Source organism: Methanosarcina sp. 1.H.A.2.2 (assembly GCF_000979975.1).
Lineage (GTDB): Archaea > Halobacteriota > Methanosarcinia > Methanosarcinales > Methanosarcinaceae > Methanosarcina.
Genome location: NZ_JJQL01000068.1, coordinates 1 through 20,692, shown reverse-complemented (window position 1 = coordinate 20,692; position 20,692 = coordinate 1). Strand labels below are relative to the sequence as shown.

Genomic DNA, 20,692 nt, shown 5'->3' with positions numbered 1-20,692 from the left:
AATGTTTAGACGAGGTGTTCTATTTATAAATTTTACTGTAGAGTTCAAAAAGAAAAGTTGAGTCCGGTTGTTGTGTTCAGGCCGGCTCAGTATTTCACCTTATTCTCGGGTTCAGTATTCCACCTTATTCTTGGGTTCAGTATTTCACCTTATTCTCGGGTTCAGTATTCCACCTTATTCTCAGATTCTTCCCATGCCCCAAAAGCTTCAAGAGCCTCTTCCCTGAGGAGTTGTCGGAATTCTATTTTTCGTTCCCTGAGGGGGCGTGAAATTTCCTCGTATATGAAGGAGTCATCAAAGCCGATATTTTCAGCATCAGACCTTGTGTTGGCAAAAAAAACTCTATCTATCCTTGCCCAGTAAATGGCTCCAAGGCACATGGGGCAGGGCTCACAGGAAGCGTAGATCTCACAGCCGCTGAGGTCAAAGGTATTCAGTTTCCGGGCTGCCTCTCTGATGGCACTGATCTCTGCATGGGCGGTCGGATCGTTAAGTACGGTGACCTGATTGCAGCTTTCAGAAACTATTTTTCCATTTTTCGTTATCACGGCCCCAAACGGTCCTCCTCCTCTTATTACACTTTCGAGGGAAAGTTCAATGGTGCGTCTCATAAACAAAAGATTTTTTTCTGACATGTGTCGCTCCCTCCTTTATATTTTCATATAGATGATAAATATAAGGATAGGACATACCCTTTAATGACAGAACATGCCTTTTCACTAAAGGATAAAACCTTCCTGTAAAAGGACAAATAAAAACGGACATTTTGCAGGACAACCCTTAAGTACACAAACATATCAAACCATTACTCGGAGTGATAATGTTGACAACCACAAATTTTTCCGCTGAAGAAGCAAAGGCAGTTGGGGAACAACTGGGAATTAAATGGGATAAGTTCGATGTCGACCAGTTCCGCAGAGGCATGGACGTAGAGCTGGAACATGGAACCATAGACCCCGCAACAAACGTTACTAACGACGACCCCATAATGACAGGAAAGATTGCTCTGGCTCATCTTAACGAGTTTCCGGACTATTATGACAGGCTGGAAGAAATGGAAGAAGAAGCTGAGGAATTCTGGGAAAAAGACTGAACACCGAGCTTTTAAAAACATAATTTTTTTTCATTTTACATTTAATTTTAGTCTTAATTTTACTTACGCCTTCTTTTGTGCTCCCTGGTTAATTGGTTGGTATTATTCCGAAATGACCTTTTATTGTATCTCCTGTTAACCTTCTTTCCACGCGCTGCGCCCTGCTTGAGCCCGCCTATGTACAGTAGATAAAAACAAAAGCATTAGGCAGTCTGGAAACCTGATGCCAAATATCAACCTTGTAGCCAGGGATGACCATTTTTTAATTCACCTTAAATCTCTTCTAACCTCTAACACTTTTTACCCATTTCAGTTTCAATCAAGCCTTTAAGCCTCAATCAAGCCTGAGCTCATATATACTCTTGCAAACCAGTTTAACTGAAAAGAAAAATGGTGTAAAACCAACTGTATAAATGTACTATATTTTTTGTTCAGTAGTTTGCGTTTTTTTAAAGTGTTTCCTGACGAATCATTCATGCAATCCTGAGACCGATCAACACTATTAAAAGTAATTTCACGGCAATACTCTATGATTATACTGAAGAATACTCAAAAATTAGAAAATTTTTTCCTGGGAAAATAAGTTATACTCTGAAACTTTTCCATTTTATTTGAGAAAAGAAATTATATAAGTTGGAATCATACAGATAGTTGATCTATATAATATTTTTTATTTAGTCGCAAAAACCATGAAAAATGGTACTCAAGATGATAGAATTGGACGCCTCCGATAAACCAAAAGTTCTCATAATTGATGACGAAAGGGATCAGGTAGAATTACTATGTTTACAGCTCGAAGATGAATATCTTCCTATCCCTGCATATACCGGAAAAGAAGCTATTGAACTTGTAAAAGCTGAACTTCCGGATTTGATTTTATTAGACCTGATGCTGCCTGAAAGTGACGGGTATGAGATATGCAGCATACTCAAAAGTGATCCCGGCTCCAGGTTCATACCCATAATTATAATTTCCGGGTTTTTTGAGAAGCCGAACAAAATAAAAGCAACTCAATGCGGAGCTGACGATTTCATTCATAAGCCAATAGATAGATTTGAGCTTAAAACAAGGATAAAGTCTTTAATTAGAATAAAAAAGAATTATGAAGCTCTTCAGGAAAGTGAGAACAGATATAAACAGCTTTTTAACAACAGCCCGGCTGTCACGCTTCTAGTAAACCCGCTCAGTTATCGTATTGTCGATGCAAACGATCCTGCATGCGCTTACTACGGGTACACTTATGAAGAGATAACCGCAAAAAAAATCACTGACATTGATTCCTTCTCTCTGGAAAGAAATAGAGAAATTAGCCAGCAGGTTTTTTCCGAAAAGAAAGGCCATTTCTATTCCTGCCATAAACTCCCCAGTGGAGAAATAAAGCATGTAGAAGTGTATGTCAATACAATCAAAGTTAAAGAGAAGGAACTTATTTTAATAAATATCTATGATATCACTTCCAGCAAGAAGGCAGAAAGGGAACTTGCGGCATCCGAAGAAAAATTCAAACAGGTTGTGGAACTCTCAATTGACGGCGTATTCATAGAATCAAATAGTGGAAAAATTGTTGACTGTAATGATGCAGCCTGCAAAATTTTCGGGTATGATAAAGAGGAGATCCTGAAGCTGGATGTAACTGATCTTCTTCCTGAGAACTTTTCCAGAAACCTTAAAAATATACTAATCAGTAAAGAAACCACAGGGAATAAAACAATCGAGAGTATAAACAAAAGAAAGGACGGTACTTTCTTCACGGCTGAAATTGCAACCCGAACATTCAAACTGGGGGATGAAGAAAGGCTGATAGTGTATGTCCGGGACATTACGGAGCGTAAAAACTCGGAAAGAGACCTGAAATCAAGCGAAGAGAACTTCCGTGCTCTTGTCAACAATACTCTTGACGGTATAATTATACTTAACTTTGAAGGGGAAGTCGTAGCTGCAAACGCTGCTGTTGGAAAGATGTTTAATGTGCAGCTCGAAAAGATAACAGGTACAAGCATTGCAAAATACCTCGCTTCCGAATCAGTACCTGTTGCAATTAAAGACCAGATAAATGTCCTCAATGATCAGGGGGGCTACCTCAGCGTTTATAAAGCAATCTCTTCCACGGGAGAGCCTTTCTGGATTGAAGGACTTGGTACAAAAATAATATATCAGAACCAGCCGGCAAATATCGTGGTTATAAGGGATATAACCGTTAGAAAAAAAGCAGAAGAGGCTCTAATAAATGCAAAAACAGCTGCGGAAGTAGCAAACCGCACAAAAAGCGAGTTTTTAACCAACATGAGTCACGAACTGAAGACCCCTTTGAACTCTGTAATCGGGTTTTCTGACCTTCTAAAAGAAGAAATTGCAGGGCCCCTGAACGAAAAGCAATTCCGGTATGTTCAGTTCATTTCTTTAAGCGGAAAAAACCTCCTCAACATCATCAACGACATACTCGAGTTATCAAAAGCAGAAGCAGGAAATGAAGAGCTCAATATAGAAAAATTTTCTGTTGATGAATCTATCAATAAAATTATCTCGAAGACGATGCCGCAGGCTCAGGAGGCAAATATCAAATTAAATTATAATTCCGAAAATCGGAGATTATGGATCTCTGCCGATGAAGGTAAGTTCCAGCAGATCATGGTCAACTTATTAAGTAATGCTATAAAGTTCACACCTGCCGGCGGTTCAATTGATGTAATCTCAAAACAGGAAAACGACCTTGTAATTATTACCGTCAGAGATACTGGAATCGGAATCTCGGGAGATAGCCTTGACAAAATTTATAATCCATTTATCCAGATTGATTCTTCTCTAAGCCGCACTTTCGAAGGTACTGGACTGGGGCTCACCCTCGTTAAAAAGTATGTTGAAATGCACGGCGGCAATATATATGTGGAAAGTAAAATCGGAGAAGGTTCATCTTTTAGATTTGAACTGCCGGTAACCCGGCAAAGGACAGCTGAACCCGTTCCAAAGGTATTAGAGAGCCAAAAAATCAATAGCTGAAACTCTGTAGCTGAGAAATCATTATCTTAGAAACCATTAGCTGATAAATCATTATCTTAGAAACCATTGCATGGATTTTGCCGAGTGTATCGGTTACTGTTGACTGCCCTTTTTTAATGTTTTGTATTTATTCTGCTCCTCAAGTCACAGGTTATGGAAACAAAAGTTTCCCATTTGAATATATCCTTAATTGAAGATGTCCTTAATTTGAAGATATCCTTATATCCTTATTCCTCATAGCACAACCGATGGCAAGCTACAAAGTCCTGGTAAGGGATGTTATAAAAAAAGCTGATGTCCTTCTTGAAGTCATAGACGCCCGGTTTCCGGAAGAGACCCGAAACAGTGAAGTTGAAAAGGATATTATCCGTTTAAAGAAACCTTTCATAATAGTCATCAATAAGTGCGACCTCGTATCAAAAGAGAAACTTGATAAAACCAAATCCCGCCTCTCCAAAATTGCCCCTACGGTTTTTATATCCAGCAAGGACAGGTCTGGGACAACCATGTTAAGGCACCAGATACTTGCATCCGCCTGCAATATAAAAGAGCGTGATATCCTTGTCGGCACCCTCGGTTATCCTAATGTAGGCAAGTCCTCCGTAATTAACGGCGTTACCGGCAGGCATAGGGCGAGCACCTCCCCCATATCCGGCCACACAAAAGGAGTGCAGCATGTGGGTGCAGGTTCACGTATCATGTTTATTGATACCCCGGGAGTCATCCCCTTCGATGAAAACGATGAATATGTACAGGGCCTGCTAGGGATAAAGGATGTAACTCACCTGCGGGATCCACTCGGCGTTGCCCTTAAGATAATAGAAAAAATGCTTGCCGAAAACAAAACTGCCCTTGAGTCCTGTTACAATATCACAATCGAAGCCCAGAACGGTTCTTCCGTACTTGAACTGATAGGCAAGCAGTGCAATTTCCTGCAAAAGAAAGGCGAGGTGGATGAAATGAGGACAGCTGCCAGAATAATCAATGACTGGCAAACCGGGCAGCTCCTGATCTGAAAATATTGATGACGCTCCTGAGCCCGGAACAATATTTAGCCCGGATCCGGGTTACGGTTTTCCCGAAGAAAAAGGAAAAATTATTCAAGCTTTAAAAATAAATTAACATAAAAAAGATAAGGAACGAAAAGGATGGCCGAAAGTCTGGAGCAAAACCTCGAAAAAGATGAAAACCCGGAAAAAGACGAAAAATCGGAAAAAGAAAGGATATTGAGGAACAAACTAATTCTGGTTACCTCAAAACTTTTTATAGTAATATTCTTGATCCTGCTAGCCCTGCTCTCCCATAAGTAAAGTAGGATACGGCAGGCAGGGTCGATTTATTCAGGCAACTTATTTTTCTTTGACCAGACAGGGGGCTCTACAGTGCGAGCTGATCCTGGACGAGACCGGCCCGTAATTATCTCCTGTACAGAAAACGATACTTTTGATACCGTATCCGCCTGACAACACAATCGTATTGCTGCGGGGGTAAAAAGTTACTTTTTTTACGTTTTTCCACTTCATAACCTGAACCTGTCCGGCATTTGCCAGGAAGCCCGTACCTGCTGCTGTCGGGTTCCGGAGAAGAAGCCCAAGGATAATGAGTAAAAAGTTTACCTTACTGTTTTTCTTTTTCTGCCCGGCCCGGGTCAGGGTCTCAACGCCGTTTTCATCCATTACGTATGTGAGTTCGTATTTGTTCCCATAGTAAGCAAAGATGAAAAGGCTGGTCAATAAGAACAGCAGGCCAATCAGCATCAGGGCATATTTGAACCCTGAAAGGTTCGCGCCGTCAGAATAAAACTGATTATCGAGAATTGATGGAAGGATTATCAAAAATACAATGGTGGCTGTGACCAGAACAGCAATTCCTAAAACTTTGAAGAGCTCCTTTAAAATAAACTTGTTGTTTAATATTGAAGTGTCAATGTCCCATTTAATTTTGTTTTCGTTATTGGATTTGATTCCGTTTTCTTTGTTGTTTTTCATTTCCCGGCCACCATAACAGATAAAAAAGAATATGTTATGTATAATACCTTCCCGGTTTTAAAAAATATCGCAAGAGTTTAGTTCAGGCAGGGATAAATAGCAGCAGGTGGGGGTATGAAGGATCAGTTTCATCTCAGTTCCTTGAGGAAACGATTTGAAATTTTTTCAGGCAGCTCATCCCGGTTCCCCTCATCAACCGTCAAAACCTCGAATTCTTTCCTTATCCTCTGAGCCAGCAGGTGACTGCTTGACCTGTGCAGCACTGCCAGAACCGGTTTGTCGGATTCCAGGACTGCTTCAACTGCCAAAATGAAAGTCCCGGATTTGAGCTCCATAGGCCCGACTTCATCGATAACTATCAGGTTACAGTCAAGGGCATTCCTGAGAGCATTTGCTCCGATCTTTTCAAGGTCTTCGAGGTTGATGTGATATTTCCCAACTCTCGGGCCGCTGCCTTTGATGCTGCTCAGAATGCCGGTTTCCCCGGTTGCAAAGTTTCGAATTGAAAAACCTTCTCTCTGCCCTTCTTTCCTGATTTCGGTTGTCTGGATGCCGCCTATTTTGAAGCCCGGTTGATCGGCAAGTTTTTCAGCGGTTTTTGCAACAACTGTTGATTTCCCAATTCCGGGCCTGCCGGTTACTGCAATTCTCAACATTGTCTTTTTCTCCCCATTTCTATTTCCATTCCCCGGTAAAAATATACCTTGATTTTATTTAAATCAGACAGCAGTGAGGTTTTCCGTTGATTATAAGAACATTGCAGAATATACTGGAATATACACTGGAAACTTCTATTATGCTAAATGCTAACTTTCGTAGATTTATAAGGGGTTGATATTGTGACTACGGACCAGGAAATTCTTGCCAGACTGCAGGAGATCGAGAAGAGAATGGATAAGATGGAAGCCACACTGGAAAGCATTAACAGTGTCCTTAAAAAAGTGGAGCAAAATACTTATTTTGGGTGTTATGTCGAGGGAGAAAAGCTGGAGTAAATCCGAAAGTAAAATAAGATTAACAAACAAAGTTATCCAGGTTTAAGCTGAAAAACAAATCCTGCAACCTGCAACCTTTCGTATTCAGCTCAAATATTATTCTTGAGAAAGCCGGCCACTGTCGGCGGCCGGTGAGAGTCACGGTACCCACTGAACAATCCTGTAGACAATCTCCGGGCTCTTTTACTGAAACTTCAGAATCGGAAGATATGGCAGGGTTTCAGATTGTTCTGGAGGACAATTCAGGGGGTACCGGTTGAGTTTACGCAGAGCATTCAGCTTACGGCTTGCCCGTAAATTTTCGATATTTTTTTATGGTCACTGCAATTTCCCTGTATTTTTCTTTTTCAAGCCGTTTCAGTCCGATTTCTGATTTTTTCGACTGGAATATGAGTTCGTCGTTTAACCTGTGATAGCTGTCCAGCCGCTCCTCCGGAATAAGCCCGTCCTTTACTGCCTGCAGGACAGCACAGCCTGGTTCATCAAGGTGAGTGCAGTCTTTGAACCGGCAGTTGCGGGCTGCAAGGACAATCTCGGAAAAAGCTTTTTCAAGGCCCTCAGAAGAGTCTCCAAGCTGGATTTCCCTGATCCCCGGGTTATCTATAACAATTGCGCCGTTGGGAAGCAGGAACAGCTGGCGGACTGTTGTAGTGTGTCTCCCTTTCTCATCGTCTTTCCGGACATCCGCGGTTTTCTGGATAGCTTCATCGAAAAAAGAGTTGATAAGCGTGGATTTTCCAACGCCGGAGGAACCTATAAGTGCCACTGTTTCCCCGGGGTTGAGATAAGGACTGAGTGCATCAAGCCCGTCTTTTGAAAGGGCACTTAAAGGAATAACCGGAACGTCCCCTGCAATAGACTGTATTTTTTCTGTTATCAGGACAGGGTCATCCGCAAGGTCGATTTTGTTCAGCAAAATTACCGGGCTTGCCCCGGAGGAATACACAACGGTAAGATACCTTTCAAGCCTTCGAAGGTTAAGGTCTTTTCCCACTGAAGTTACAATAAAGATAGTATCAAGATTTGCAGCAAGCACCTGCTCCCCGCTCCCATCCCCCGGAGCCCCTCTTGACAGGCAGGTCCTTCTGGGGAGGATATTCACAATTATGCGTGAGCCCAGTTCCGGCTGGTCCAGTAAAACTACAAAATCCCCTACTACCGGTTGTTTGCCAATTCGCAGGAGTGCCCCGGAAATTCCTGCCTGTACGACAGCACCTGGAATCAGAATTTCACAGACCGTTTTATGCCGGGATACGACTCTTCCGGCAATGTATGGGCCTTTGTAGGCAGTAAATGCTGATTCAAGCTTTTCATTCCAGCCGGGAACACGATTCATGGAATTATGACCCGTACTTTCCGTTTCATGTCGGTCATTCATCGAATAGAACTATCAATTTTACACTGATAAAACTATTGATTTTTATAAAGCAACCCCGGGAAAAAGGTTGACAAAAGGGAATTATTCTTTGTTGTGGATGATCTCGTAGCTTACCTTTCCTCTGTTGATACACTCCCTGACAAGCTTTTCTCTCGGAGAAAGGGCGCAGGTTTTTCCGGATTTGACCTCAACAAAGACCACCTTATTCATTTCTCCTTCTGAAAGGCCGTCAAAGATAATGAAGTCCACAGGAGTTCCGAGGAATCTCGCGTCCTTGGGGTTGTATTCGAATTCAGGGAAATAAGGGATCAGGTGTTCCGTGACCTTGCCGCGGATTACGGCTTCGCTTTTCTTTACGGCGTCCTGGCGGATTTTTTTCTCCTCGTCAAGCTTCCAGGTCCTGAAGAGAGTATCGGCTTTTTCGGAGACCTGGCGTTCCATCTCCCGGGTCTGCCAGGCTTCATACAGGTCTCTTGCACGGGATTCAATCCTGCCTTTCAATTTGATGTATTTAACGAGCAGGTAAACTATAAGCAGGACAAGAAAAAGGATAAGGGTTGAAATCATCCAGTCATCCACAGTTATTTCTCCGGAAAGGGTGTGGGGTTTTCAATAGAGTAAATTAAGTTAGAAATAAATCCCGAAGAATAAATTTCAGACTCTATAAATGGCTATAAATATTTAAAAGTTCCAGCCGAATTTCGTTTCCACTAAATTAATACCTTAAAGATTCCTGTGACTACCTTAAAAAGTCCTGCGACTACCTTAAAGAGTCCTGTTCCTGAAAATAACTTAATTCTGGAAAAAATATCAGCAGTATCTATTAAGTACAATACAGGGAATATAAAATAGGGGGTACAGTGGGGACTCAGCACAGCGGCTCTGAAGAAAACGGTTTCGTCGAGGTTCTCGGACTGCGGGATGAAATCGGAGAAATACAGGCGTCAATTGCTGATTATGAGATAGGGAAAAAACTGAATATAGCCATAGTAGCCGGGACTCTTGCAGGAAAGACTACTCTGCTTGGTGAAATAGAGAAGATAAATTTAAGCAGGGCTACAGGAATCACTTTTTCCGAAATTGTCCGGGACAGAAAGGAGATTTCCCTTCCGGATGACGCTAAAAGAATAGCGCTCTTTGACAACTGTCACTATCTGTACATGAGAAAACCCGGCGGTTTTGACATATTTTATGAGTTTCTGGACATGATAAGCTCTCAGGAAAGGCTATTCATCACTACCTGGAACCTTTTTTCCTGGAGATACTTAAACGAAGCCTTCGGGCTCGAGAGGTATTTTCCAGTACAGATCTTCATCCCTGCCTTCGATAAAGAAAATCTCAGGCTCTTTATCTTCAAAAGGTATGGAAAAGCGGAGATCAGATTTTATAACGGTAAAGAGTCCGAAGAAGAGCCTCTCATATACATAGTAAAATATCCGCTTGAGTTTTCCTCGCTGGGCAGGAAAATCCTCATCCCGGTCCCGAAAATAAACACCCCTTACCTTAAGAGCCGCCTCCTGAATAAGAAAGAAACACAAACTGCTGAAGACCGGGTATTTGAAAAGATCTACCAGGAATCAAAAGGCAACCCCGGCATTGCATGGAAGATCTGGGAGCTTGGGCTTGATTATCCCCGGATACAGCCTGAAGATGTAGGGCAGTTTTCATTTGATATAGAGCTTGAATACGAAGAAGCCTTTGTTTTAAGCCTGATCCTTTCATACCAGGCTCTGGAAAAAACCGAAATTGCCGAAATGATAGGTTCTGCATTCAGGACGGATGAAATTATCTTCCGGCTTCTAAATCAGGAACTAATTTTTAAAGATGAAGTCGGTTCCTTCCGTGTCAGGCCTGAAGCCCTGCACAGCGTCGTTGCTTATATGGAAAAACTGAGGCTGGTGTGGTAAATGGCAAATGGAGACACAAGTGCGCAGCAATTTCTGGAAACCATCAGGTCTATAGATACTCAAACCCTCATAAATATGTTCCTGATTCTTTCCATTGCCTATATGTTCGGCAGGGTTATTACCATACTTTTATCAAAGCTTTCGGAAAAAATGAACCAAAGTGGAAGGGTAAAAGTAAAACTGATTATCCCTGTGGTAAAGTTTGTAATCTATATTGTGGCGTTTTATTATATTTTTAGGCAAATATTCATAATTTTCGGGCCGGAACTGTTCCTCCTTACAGGGCTTCTGGGTGCCGCCATCGGTTTTGGAGTTAAAGACCTTTTTGCAGACTTTGTCGGAGGAATTGTAATTACATTTGAAAAACCGTACCAGATAGGGGATAAAATCGCCCTTGGAAATTATTATGGTGAAGTCACTGATATAGGGCTAAGGGCAACGAAATTGGTCACCCCGGATGATAATACTGTCACGGCTCCGAATAGCCTGATATTCAATGAAAGTGTTGCCAGTGGAAATTATGGAGCTTCGGAAATGATGGTTGTAATAGACCTGTATATTGCAGGAGAGTCAGATGTAGAGCCTGCAATGAGGATCCTGCGGGAAGCAGTTGTAAGCTCTAAATATGTTTACATCTCAAAAAAAAGACCTGTTACCCTGCTGCACAAAGCTCTTCCGTTTTATACCAGGTTAAGGGCTAAAGCATATGTAAATGATCTAAGAGATGAATTCAAGTTTGAATCCGATGTACACACAAGAACCTGGGTAGAATTCCAGAAGAATGGGATCAGGCCTCCACAACTCCATATCCTCAACATTCCTCCAATAGAGGAAAACAGTGACTCAAATGCTACGACCCGGAGAAATTCCAGTTAAATAAAGGAGCTCGGAAAGGTTCCTAATTTACTACGGATTCCCGGAGGAATTTCGAGTTTTGACCCCCATTTATGCAGTTCTCTGTTTTATGCAGTTCTCTATTTAAGGGAGTTCGTGATTTTATGCAGTTCTTTAAACCGATGTCGGAAATAATATTTTTCTGTATTTTCTCCTCCTATCCAGGGTCTGTAACCGGCCTTCTGTCAGGCAAAAAATAACTAAAAAAACACCCCTGCTTTCCGATATAATACTTCCATTTATTCCCAGAAACCGGTTTTAAACTCATCCATTATTGGATGCCTCCTCCAGCTTGTCTGGCGGCCCTGCAAAAAAAGCAGAAAAAAGCAGAAAAAAGCAGAAAGTTATCAGTTTCCCTGGTCACTTTTATATGTTAGTTTCTTAAAGGGGTCCTCAGTCTTTTTTGCTTGTACTTTTATATCTTCTTCTTTTTTCTTCTTTTTTGTAAGGCCGCTCTCCTGCGTCGAGCGTGACAGGAAAGACCCGGTAAGGCGAATAAGGTTGTGAGGGTCATGAATATTTGTTATTCATCCCGCTTGACCTAATGAAGCTCACTACTATAACCTCTAAATTGGTCCTCTTGAGCGTAGCGAAAAGGACAGCGTACTGTTGCGATTACATCGCAACTCCCAGGAAATCTCTGATTTCCTGTGATCCCGAGTCGCAATTCGGGCGAGTCGCAATTCGGGGAGTGAAACTCACTACTGTATATGAATACATGTACTGTTTCACACATCATCCTTTATCCGGAGACTTCATAAGATCGATACTAGTAGCGGTTCCCACCATAATATCCTCTTCTTTTTCCAGAGTTTCAAGGATGTTTGAGATCAGAAGGTGGCTGATTGCTCTCCTTTTTCTGGGATCTACTACATACCTCAACCGCATTTCGATCCAGTTTTCCTGCATCTTCGTGTAGAGTTTTGTCTGCACATCATAGGTTGTAATAAAGTATTTTTCTCCCATGAGAAGGAGCTCCTTCTGCGCCAGATCCTCGAACTCTACTACGATCGGACCCGCGGTTTTGAGGACAATTTCTTCGGCTTTTTTCCAGTTACTGCCGTAAATCAGCAAAATCCGGATTTCATCCCAGATGAAGGAATAGTCCTTCGTATAGTTTTTAATCGTCTGGTTGAGGACAAAACTGTTTGGGATATGGAGAATCCTGCCAGTGTACTGGTCTGCGTCCACCCATTCCTTGATTTCCATAACTGTGGTGCTGAAACTCCCTATATCCAGCACATCCCCTGTACTGTCTCCTACCTGAATTCGGTCTCCTGCTTTAAAGGGATGAGATATGATTATGAGAATTCCTCCGGCTATGCTCCTCAGAAGGTCCTGAAGGGCGATTGCAACTCCGGCACTCAGGATTCCATAAGCGATAAGCAGGGTGCTGGTCCTCTCAACCCAGATTGCAAAAAGGGAGGCAAAAACAAGTACTGTGATGAGGATAGATACCGTTTTCCTCAGGGTGTATCTGTCTTTGGAAGCTGAAACTCTTCTCAGGATAAGATTTCCGGTAAGGGAATTTATTATATAGGCTAGAAAAACTACAATTAAAGAGGTAAGAAGAGCATCCAATAGAGACCGATCCTCGACGATATAAAAGTCAGTCAGATACCGGATATATGCAATAAAAAGTATCAAAAACAGCAGGATAAAAACATTCAGTCTTTGGAGAACCCCCATGTAATAAAATATGAGGTTATTTATATATCAATGTGATCAGACCTTACGAACCAATTCAATTCAATTAAAAACCCGTCTTTGCGGTTGAAGACCAAGCTTTAATTTGATCGAAATCGGTCAGTTCCAGCCTTGAAGGGGAGCTTGAAAGGCTCTTCCAAATAACAATAAATCATCAAGTTTTGCCTTAATCTGACAATAATTATTATTTTTTTTCATTACATTTAAATATAATAAATACAATTTATGTTTTTCATTCTTCAGGAAAAATTACGGAAAAAGGGTAACAGAAGAGATAGTATGACTGAAAAGGAGGTAAAAAGGCACGAAATAAGGGAAGGTAATATGAACCTTTTCATGAGTGCCCTCAAGACCACGGTTCCTGTATTTCTCGGATACATACCCCTCGGAATGGCTTTTGGATTCCTGCTTAACGGTGCCGGATATCACTGGATTTATGCTTTCCTGATGAGCCTTTTTATTTATGCGGGATCAGGCCAGTTTCTGGCAGTAGCTTTACTTGCTGCAGGGGCGGGGCTTACTGAGTTTGTTATAGCTACCCTGCTCCTGAACCTCAGGCACTCCTTTTACGGGCTGTCCCTGCTGGAAAAGTTTTCCGGGGTTGGGAAGGTCAAGCCATACCTTATCTTTGCGTTAACTGATGAGACCTATGCCCTTCTAACCACAACCGAAGTCCCGCCAGGCGGGTCAAAGGCAAGGTTTTACTTCTATATTGCAGCCCTTGATCACCTCTACTGGATCACAGGGTCGGTACTCGGAGCAGTGCTTGGCTCCATGCTGGAACTTAACCTTGAGGGTATGGCTTTTGTGCTGACTGCACTTTTTGTGGTGCTGACCATAGAGCAGTATTTCAATTCCAGCGTACGCTTCCCCTTCGTAGCCGCGGTGGGCGCAGGAGCCACCTCCCTTATACTCTTCAGCCCTGACAACATGCTGCTGATCTCGATTATCCTGGGAACTCTGGTTCTGATGGGCAGGGAAAAGTTGGTGCAGGGAAATATGAGTGTAAATAAAGGAATCAGGCAGGCTCATACACAGGCTCGTGCACAGGCTCGTGCACAGGCTCATGCAGCAGTAACGCCGGTTGAAGATGGTTCACGGGAGGAAAGCTGATGACCGATACCCTGCAAATGCTCGGAACCATTGCAGTAATAGCCCTTGCGACCTTTGCTACAAGGGCACTTCCGTTCCTGTGTTTTGGCTCAAGAGAGCCTCCGGCAATACTTTCAACTATTGAAAAAAACCTGCCTCCGATGATTCTCCTGCTGCTGGTCATTTACTGCCTGAAAGATGTGCAGTGGTTTGCAGCTCCATACGGGATTCCTGAACTGTTTACGATAGGGGTTGTTGCAGGGCTGCACTTCTGGAAACGAAACGCTATGCTCAGCATCTTTGCAGGGACAGGGCTTTACATGGTACTCGTTCAGTTTAATGTTTTTTCGTTCATCTGAAAAGCGGAGATCGAATATTTTCCGTTATTACACAAGTTTTATATATGTAGGCCGCGACCACACACGATGAAGTGACCTGTATGAATGAAAAAAAAGTTGATTTAGCTTCGCTCAAAAGTAAAGGCTTTCTGCCCCAGAGGCAGGAAAACATGTTTTCAATGCGGCTGAAAGTTGTGAGTGGGAATCTGGACGCCGAAAAACTGCGGGAAATTGCGGATGCAGCTGAGAAATATGGGTCTGGTTATATTCACATAACCTCAAGGCAGCAGATTGAGATTCCTTTTGTCAAACTCGAAGCTGCGGAAGAAGCAAGCTATGAGCTGGAAAAGCAGGGCATTTCAGGAGGCTCTGCCGGAAAGAGAGTAAGAGCCGTGATCGCCTGCCAGGGAGATCGGGTCTGCAGAAACGGGTTGATCGACTGCCAGAACCTGGCATGCCGGATCGATGAAAAATACTTCGGGGAAGCTGTCCCTAAAAAGCTCAAGATTGCAGTAACAGGTTGTCCTTCAGCCTGTATGAGGCCTCAGGAAAATGATTTTGGGGTCATGGGTACGGTAAAACCTGAAATCCTCGAAGAAAATTGTGCCGGCTGCAAGCGCTGTGAAAAGGCGTGTAAGGTGGGAGCAATAAAAGTCCTGGAAGATAAAGCCCGTATAGATACAGAAAAGTGCATCCTCTGCGGAGCCTGCATTGCAGCCTGCCGGAAAGATGCTCTGAGAGCAGAAAAAACCGGATGCACGATCTTTGTTGGAGGTAAAGCAGGACGCCAGCCCAGGCAAGGGACAAAGCTTCTTGAGCTTGCAGACGAGGAGCAGCTTTTCTCAATTCTTGAAAAAACATTTGAGTATTACAGGAGAGAAGGCCTTGACGGGGAGAGATTTGGAGAACTTCTTGACAGGCTGGGAATTGAAAAATACAGGGAAGAAGTCCTTCCCTAACTTCCCTTTTATTTGTGAAATAACTGCACTCCGAAATCAGGCTGGAAATTGAATAATGCTTAAATACAATCGGCTATGTGTTTCATGATGGCGATTCATCGTGCAATTCTAATAAGTTATAATAAATCATCGTTATATTTCATAGTCTTGGTAATCTAAATCTCCTAAATCGTTCTTTTTTACTCTCTGCTGAAACTTCTTTCAGATACCTTTAACAAATCTCCCTATACGTCCTTTTTTTCTAAGCTTTCGGCTGTATTCCTTGCGAAATGCTCAGAAAGAGTCAGTGCTTCGCAGTCCTGCCCAATATCTCAGAACAAAAACGGCAAGTATATCTGTAAGAATGTTATAACATTTTTAGACATTTGAGAAACTTTTTTTTATAAAGGGGTGTTTAAATACGGATTTTATAGACCAAATCAAAGTATTAGCTACTAAAATTCCAAAGTTGTCTGAAAGTATAAAAACTGAAGAGGCGACAAAAAATGCTCTTGTTATGCCTCTTTTAAACATATTGGGATACAATGTTTTTGATCCTACAGAAGTTGTTCCTGAATTTACAACTGATTATGGCACAAAAAAAGGTGAAAAGGTCGATTATGCTATAATGAAAGATGAAAAACCGATAATATTAATTGAGTGCAAAAATATTGACGCTGATTTGGATAAAGAACAGGCATCTCAGTTATTTAGGTATTTTAGTGTTAGTGCAGCAAAAATTGGAATCCTGACAAATGGAGTCATATATCGGTTTTATACAGATATTGACGCCCCAAATAAAATGGATGAGAAATCTTTCTTGGAGATTAATTTACTGGACATTAAAGAGCCTTTGATAAACGAATTAAAACGATTTAAGAAAGAATCTTTCAACATTGATGATTTGGCAAATGTAGCGTGTGAGTTAAAGTACACTAAAGAAATAAAACTCATTCTTGCTAACGAAATAAACATTCCTTCTGAAGAATTTGTTAAATTTTTCGCTAAAAGAGTGAATGATGGACCATTTACCCAAAGCGTCCGTGAAAAATTTACCGTAATTACAAAAAACGCCCTCAATCAATTCATAAATGACAAGATCAATGAAAGATTAAAATTTGCCATGACTGAAGACACAATCGCTTCTACTTCAAACACAAATGAAGGTAACGAAAACTCATCATCAGATGCCGGTAATAACAATTCTGAAGAAATAATAACAACTGAAGAGGAACTAGAAGGATACCACATCGTAAAATCAATTCTTCGAGAAAATATCGACCTTATAAGAGTTGTTATAAGAGACAAAAAATCTTACTGTGGTATTCTATTGGATAACAACAACAGGAAACCAATCTGCCGCATGTACTTCAATACCAAACAGAAATATCTGGGACTATTCGCCGAAGGTAAAAACGAAGAAAAAGTTTCTATACAAAGCTTGAATGATATCTATAGCTATGCGGATAAATTGAAAAGCGCAGTTCGTAGCTATGATAGCACAGAAAAATCTAAAATTGCAGTTAGCGAGTATGGAAACGGAAAGCAAAAACCAGAAGGTGTGATTTGAATATTCTTTAAAAATGTCCTTTTTTTAATAAAGCTCTTTAATTCCTTTGATTTCCAAAACAAATAACAATTCTCTTTTTTTCTGGATTCTCCGAAGCCTGCCAGAGCCTCTATCCAGAATAGATACCATACACAAAAGGGGTAAGCTCGGTTGGAGAAGAATAGGGCTTACGCAAGGTTAAAATCCGAAAGGCGGTGGAAGGTCGAAAGCCTCACATTGGGCATTAGGATAATTAACCACCCAGAAAAAGAGTGGCTTGATGTGGTGTACCACCATAGGTTCTACTAAGGTATTTATGCTGAATTAATTTTTAAAAAGTTCTTGGTATACATATCCATTTATTTCAGCATGTTGAAAAATACAGGGACGAAGTCCTTCCCTGAACTTCCTTAAGCTCCCGGAAAACTCGCTCTTAAAGACCGGATGGCTGATAAGCAAATTGAGATCGGTCAGCCGCTTAACTTTCCGGCTTTGCCTTCCCTGCAATCCAGATTCCGAGTACCCCCAGCCCTACCAGCAGCGCAATAAACTGTATTAGCCCGCCAAGGTAGGGAATTTCATAAACTATTGCAAATACAACCGCTCCGGTGAGGTAATATATCATTTTCCCGGCTTCTTTTTTGAATAGCTTCTCGTAAATCATTTCACCTGCAAGCAGTTTGACCGGTACTGTAGCAATAAGGGTTGCGAGGGTCAGGAGCAGCATCAGCAAGATTGAAAGACTCCACCCGAAAATTGTAATTAGCAGGATAAAGGAGAGGACCGGAATGAAGACCAGGAGCAAAAAGCCCAGAAGTCCGGCTTTCAACGCTGAGCCCCTTACAATTTCCGCAAGTCCGGTTACAAAACCCGGGAAGGTATAGATAAGGATAAAGCCCAGGGCAAGAGATGCCAGCAGACCTATAATGAAGAAAAAGATGCTGAAACCTTCAACTTCACCTGCATACTGGTCTTGTTCTCTGGTTACGGGTGTGATACTCAGGTTTCCCCCTACCTTATCTTCAAGGTCAGAAGGGTAATTTTCGGCTTCAAGTTCAAGGTTCCCTTTAAGCTCAAAGTCCTCTCCTGTCTGGAGGGTCCCGGCAGAGACTGACCCGTCTCCATTGACGATCCCGTTAAGGATTACATTTCCTCCAGCCAGCAGGATATCACCTTCAACTGTGCTGTCCTTCGAGAGAAAAATCTGACCTCCGGCTACTACCAGGTCTCCGCCAACATTCCCATTTACCCGAATCGAGCCTCCGGCTGCTATGATGTTTCCTGAAACATCCCCGTTAACAATTAGTTCTCCGCCGGCGCCGATGAAATCATCTATAACGTTTCCGTTAATCTCAAGCCTGGACCCTCCAAGCACCAGATCTCCCGGGATATCCTGATCGATCTGAAGGTCATCTCCTCCACCGAAAACGTTTCCTGAACTCGTATATTTAAGTAAGCTCTCTTCATCAACGGCTCCTGCCGAAAAAGGCAGTGCAGCAAAAAGTATCATAAATAAAATAAGTAGTGATGCCAGCTTCTTTTCCATAGAATCACCTTCTTTGGTATCATTGAGTCTTTCCGGTTAAATTGAGTCTTTCCGGTTAACTGCTCCGGACGAATACCAGGATATTCTGGCTGGTATATTCCCACTTGTTATTATATTCCCACTTGCTGGTATATTTCCACTTGTTATTATATTCCCACTTGCTGGTATATTTCCACTTGTTATTAGATTCCCACTTGCTGGTATATTTCCACTTAATACGATGAATATGTATGGAAATCCCTTAGAAAATTAAAAGGCACTTAAAGATAAAAAATAGGAAGAAAAAGCCTCCAATCAGTTCTCCAATCTTTTCCCTAACCTGTATTCAGGGAGGCTTTACCAGGAATTGTCATGAATTCTTGAGGCTTCGTACCTGGACCTTCCGGGTTTTTCTTCTGCCGGATAGCCAATTGCGATTGCCGAAAACGGGGTTATATGCTCAGGAATGTTAAGCAATTCCCGGATTCCGGTGACAAGTTTTTCAGCCGGGTAAACCCCTATCCAGACCGCTCCTAGCCCCAGGTCATGGGCAGCCAGTAACATGTTTTCGCTTGCAGCCGAACAGTCCTGAACCCAGAAATCCTTGAATTTCGGAACATTCTGGTCTGCGCAGATCAGTAATGCAGCCGGAGCGTCCTTTAACATCTTTGCATAAGGGTGCATTTCCGAGATTTTTTCAAGCAGATCACGCCTGTCAATTATAATGAAATGCCAGGGTTGTTCATCCCCTGCTGACGGTGCACTCATGCCGGCTTTCAAAATGTTCTCAATTATATCCCTGCTGACCGGCTCTGGCAGGTATTTCCGGATGCTTCTTCTGGTGAAAATCGCGTCCATTGTTTCCATAAATATTATCCCCCATTTATTAATGTATTATTATAATGGATAAAAGTATTGTTCAGATCTGAATAAATTGTAGAGCAGTTAAAAAGATCTAAATCACAGAATCAAAAAAAGAATCAGAAAAAGAATCAGAAAAAGAATCAGAAAAAGAAAAAATACGTGGCTCAGAAAAGAATCCGAAAGTTCAAAAGAAGAAGATGATCCGTAAGATGGCCCGTAATTTGGTTCTAAAAGATATGTAACTGCTAATTCATCTAACTCTAAAAAAACACAATCAATAACCATTAATTTTAAAAAATAAAATTAGAGGAATTTGCCAATCGAATCTTAAGAAAGATGGCTATGGCAAATTTATTGAGGCTGCTTTTCTCAGTTTGAATAGTTATCACTTTACTTACTCAATTACAGTGATGCGATCTACAGCTTCCTGTGGATTAGGGACTGAAAGAATTTCTGTAGCTGAAATTACCATTCCCTCGGATCCTTTATTATTTATTTTTTTAGCAGGAACTCCTGCGATTGAAATCCCTTTTTCATAAAATGATTTATTTACTACAGAATTTGCCCCAATTGCAATATTATCAGCAATTTCAATGTTTCCAAAGATTTTGGCACCTGGGCCGATGTATACATCATCTCCTATTTTTGGCGCCAAAAGAACGCTACCTCTGCCAGATCCTATATTAGTACAGGCATGTATTCTGCAATTCTCTCCAACTCTGGCATCTTTATTTACAACGATAGTTCCTCTATGGGCTATGCATAATCCAGGACCAAAAACATTTATTGGAATACTATAGCCGAGATGGATACTCTTTATATGCAATCTAAAAAGTATATATTTGAAATATAGTTTATGAATTAAAGATTTTTTACAGTTATTATAATACTCAGCCTTTCTTAATAATCTCTGAAATTTCCATATATCATCACCAATTAATTTAGGCCTGTTGTAATTTTTCCCTAAAGCTAATTTGTCTGCTTCAATGTATAAATCGTAATCTGCCTTTGATTTGATAATAGATATTCCCTCTTTATATATGATTATTTATATGTTTTGAGGTCTTATGCTACTGGTTTTCCAGTTTAGCTGTGGAAACTAATATGTAAAAAAAATTAAAAAAATGTGAATATATGTGTGATACTCACAACATTTTATTTTCTAAATTATTTTGGTTATATATAACTATTTTTAGATTAATTTGTCTAAATATTAATTACCCATGAATATATATTTAGATAACTGGTATGTAAATAAATTAAGCAGAATCAATTTTCCTTATCATTAATAAGTAACATGTATATGTAGATAAGTGGCACGTAAATCAAATTGCGTGCGGCCACCCCACCCTAAACAGGCTGTCCGATAATTACCATCAGTAATAAATAACAACTGTCTATTGTTATACTGCAAAACTTTTTATAAC

21 protein-coding genes are annotated in these 20,692 nt (G+C 41.3%); 12 read left to right on the top strand and 9 right to left on the bottom strand.

The window, feature by feature from the left end:
* Positions 1-161: 161 nt before the first annotated feature.
* A complete protein-coding gene (locus EO93_RS10385) occupies positions 162-635 on the bottom strand; it encodes a nucleoside deaminase (RefSeq protein ID WP_048162482.1) in 474 nt (157 codons plus the stop codon).
* Between the two features lie 185 nt (positions 636-820).
* Between EO93_RS10385 and EO93_RS10380 the strand changes: the two genes are divergently transcribed.
* The 4 genes from EO93_RS10380 to EO93_RS17485 all read left to right on the top strand — a co-directional run bounded on the left by EO93_RS10380 (position 821) and on the right by EO93_RS17485 (position 5,400).
* Positions 821-1,093 (top strand): DUF5661 family protein, encoded by a 273-nt coding sequence (locus EO93_RS10380; RefSeq protein WP_048162481.1) that lies wholly within the window; start codon positions 821-823, stop codon positions 1,091-1,093.
* Between the two features lie 708 nt (positions 1,094-1,801).
* On the top strand, positions 1,802-4,090 hold the full coding sequence (locus EO93_RS10375; RefSeq protein ID WP_235284207.1) for a PAS domain S-box protein: 2,289 nt from the start codon (positions 1,802-1,804) through the stop codon (positions 4,088-4,090).
* 248 nt (positions 4,091-4,338) lie between these two features.
* On the top strand, positions 4,339-5,106 hold the full coding sequence (locus EO93_RS10370; protein WP_048162479.1) for a GTPase: 768 nt from the start codon (positions 4,339-4,341) through the stop codon (positions 5,104-5,106).
* A 132-nt stretch (positions 5,107-5,238) separates the two neighbouring features.
* Entirely contained in the window at positions 5,239-5,400 is a 162-nt protein-coding gene (locus EO93_RS17485) for a hypothetical protein (RefSeq protein ID WP_156161292.1), read from the top strand.
* A gap of 39 nt (positions 5,401-5,439) precedes the next feature.
* Here EO93_RS17485 and EO93_RS10365 read toward each other — a convergent pair whose 3' ends face one another.
* Together EO93_RS10365 and EO93_RS10360 are read right to left on the bottom strand one after the other, a co-directional pair.
* A complete protein-coding gene (locus tag EO93_RS10365) occupies positions 5,440-6,078 on the bottom strand; it encodes a hypothetical protein (RefSeq protein WP_048162478.1) in 639 nt (212 codons plus the stop codon).
* Positions 6,079-6,206: 128 nt separating this feature from the next.
* The gene (locus EO93_RS10360) at positions 6,207-6,734 is read right to left on the bottom strand and encodes an NTPase (protein WP_048162477.1); all 528 of its coding nucleotides are present in this window, start codon (positions 6,732-6,734) and stop codon (positions 6,207-6,209) included.
* Positions 6,735-6,917: 183 nt separating this feature from the next.
* On the opposite strand from EO93_RS10360, the gene EO93_RS17480 reads away from it, so the two are divergent.
* Positions 6,918-7,073, top strand: a complete 156-nt coding sequence (locus EO93_RS17480) for a hypothetical protein (RefSeq protein WP_156161291.1) — start codon at positions 6,918-6,920, stop codon at positions 7,071-7,073.
* A 280-nt stretch (positions 7,074-7,353) separates the two neighbouring features.
* On the opposite strand, the gene rsgA is transcribed toward EO93_RS17480, so the two are convergent.
* Complete coding sequence (gene rsgA, locus EO93_RS10355) at positions 7,354-8,451, bottom strand: ribosome small subunit-dependent GTPase A (protein WP_048162476.1); 1,098 nt, start codon at positions 8,449-8,451, stop codon at positions 7,354-7,356.
* 81 nt (positions 8,452-8,532) lie between these two features.
* Complete coding sequence (locus tag EO93_RS10350; RefSeq protein ID WP_235284206.1) at positions 8,533-9,030, bottom strand: Holliday junction resolvase-like protein; 498 nt, start codon at positions 9,028-9,030, stop codon at positions 8,533-8,535.
* 281 nt (positions 9,031-9,311) lie between these two features.
* Between EO93_RS10350 and EO93_RS10345 the strand changes: the two genes are divergently transcribed.
* Both EO93_RS10345 and EO93_RS10340 read left to right on the top strand, forming a co-directional pair.
* Complete coding sequence (locus EO93_RS10345) at positions 9,312-10,358, top strand: hypothetical protein (protein ID WP_048162475.1); 1,047 nt, start codon at positions 9,312-9,314, stop codon at positions 10,356-10,358.
* On the top strand, positions 10,359-11,234 hold the full coding sequence (locus EO93_RS10340; protein ID WP_048162474.1) for a mechanosensitive ion channel family protein: 876 nt from the start codon (positions 10,359-10,361) through the stop codon (positions 11,232-11,234).
* Between the two features lie 753 nt (positions 11,235-11,987).
* Here the strand turns inward: EO93_RS10340 and EO93_RS10335 are convergent.
* Positions 11,988-12,833 (bottom strand): mechanosensitive ion channel family protein, encoded by an 846-nt coding sequence (locus tag EO93_RS10335; RefSeq protein ID WP_235284205.1) that lies wholly within the window; start codon positions 12,831-12,833, stop codon positions 11,988-11,990.
* A 405-nt stretch (positions 12,834-13,238) separates the two neighbouring features.
* Between EO93_RS10335 and EO93_RS10330 the strand changes: the two genes are divergently transcribed.
* The 5 genes from EO93_RS10330 (at position 13,239) to EO93_RS17765 (ending at position 17,185) form a co-directional block, all read left to right on the top strand.
* Positions 13,239-14,072, top strand: coding sequence for an AzlC family ABC transporter permease (locus EO93_RS10330; RefSeq protein ID WP_082107625.1), 834 nt, complete (start codon positions 13,239-13,241; stop codon positions 14,070-14,072).
* A complete protein-coding gene (locus EO93_RS10325; protein WP_048162471.1) occupies positions 14,072-14,410 on the top strand; it encodes a branched-chain amino acid transporter permease in 339 nt (112 codons plus the stop codon). The genes EO93_RS10330 and EO93_RS10325 overlap by 1 nt, the downstream gene beginning before the upstream one ends.
* Before the next feature lie 80 nt (positions 14,411-14,490).
* Entirely contained in the window at positions 14,491-15,348 is an 858-nt protein-coding gene (locus tag EO93_RS10320; RefSeq protein ID WP_048162470.1) for a 4Fe-4S binding protein, read from the top strand.
* Positions 15,349-15,796: 448 nt separating this feature from the next.
* The gene (locus tag EO93_RS10315) at positions 15,797-16,897 is read left to right on the top strand and encodes a type I restriction endonuclease (protein WP_235284204.1); all 1,101 of its coding nucleotides are present in this window, start codon (positions 15,797-15,799) and stop codon (positions 16,895-16,897) included.
* Between the two features lie 150 nt (positions 16,898-17,047).
* A complete protein-coding gene (locus EO93_RS17765) occupies positions 17,048-17,185 on the top strand; it encodes a hypothetical protein (protein ID WP_162198700.1) in 138 nt (45 codons plus the stop codon).
* 169 nt (positions 17,186-17,354) lie between these two features.
* Here EO93_RS17765 and EO93_RS10310 read toward each other — a convergent pair whose 3' ends face one another.
* From EO93_RS10310 to EO93_RS10300, 3 genes are all read right to left on the bottom strand, one after another.
* Entirely contained in the window at positions 17,355-18,422 is a 1,068-nt protein-coding gene (locus tag EO93_RS10310; RefSeq protein ID WP_048162469.1) for a hypothetical protein, read from the bottom strand.
* A 336-nt stretch (positions 18,423-18,758) separates the two neighbouring features.
* A complete protein-coding gene (locus tag EO93_RS10305; RefSeq protein WP_048162468.1) occupies positions 18,759-19,268 on the bottom strand; it encodes a nitroreductase family protein in 510 nt (169 codons plus the stop codon).
* Positions 19,269-19,659: 391 nt separating this feature from the next.
* Positions 19,660-20,091 carry a serine O-acetyltransferase gene (locus EO93_RS10300; RefSeq protein WP_235283004.1) on the bottom strand — a complete coding sequence of 144 codons (432 nt, stop codon included), beginning with the start codon at positions 20,089-20,091 and terminating at the stop codon, positions 19,660-19,662.
* Between the last annotated feature and the right edge of the window lie 601 nt (positions 20,092-20,692).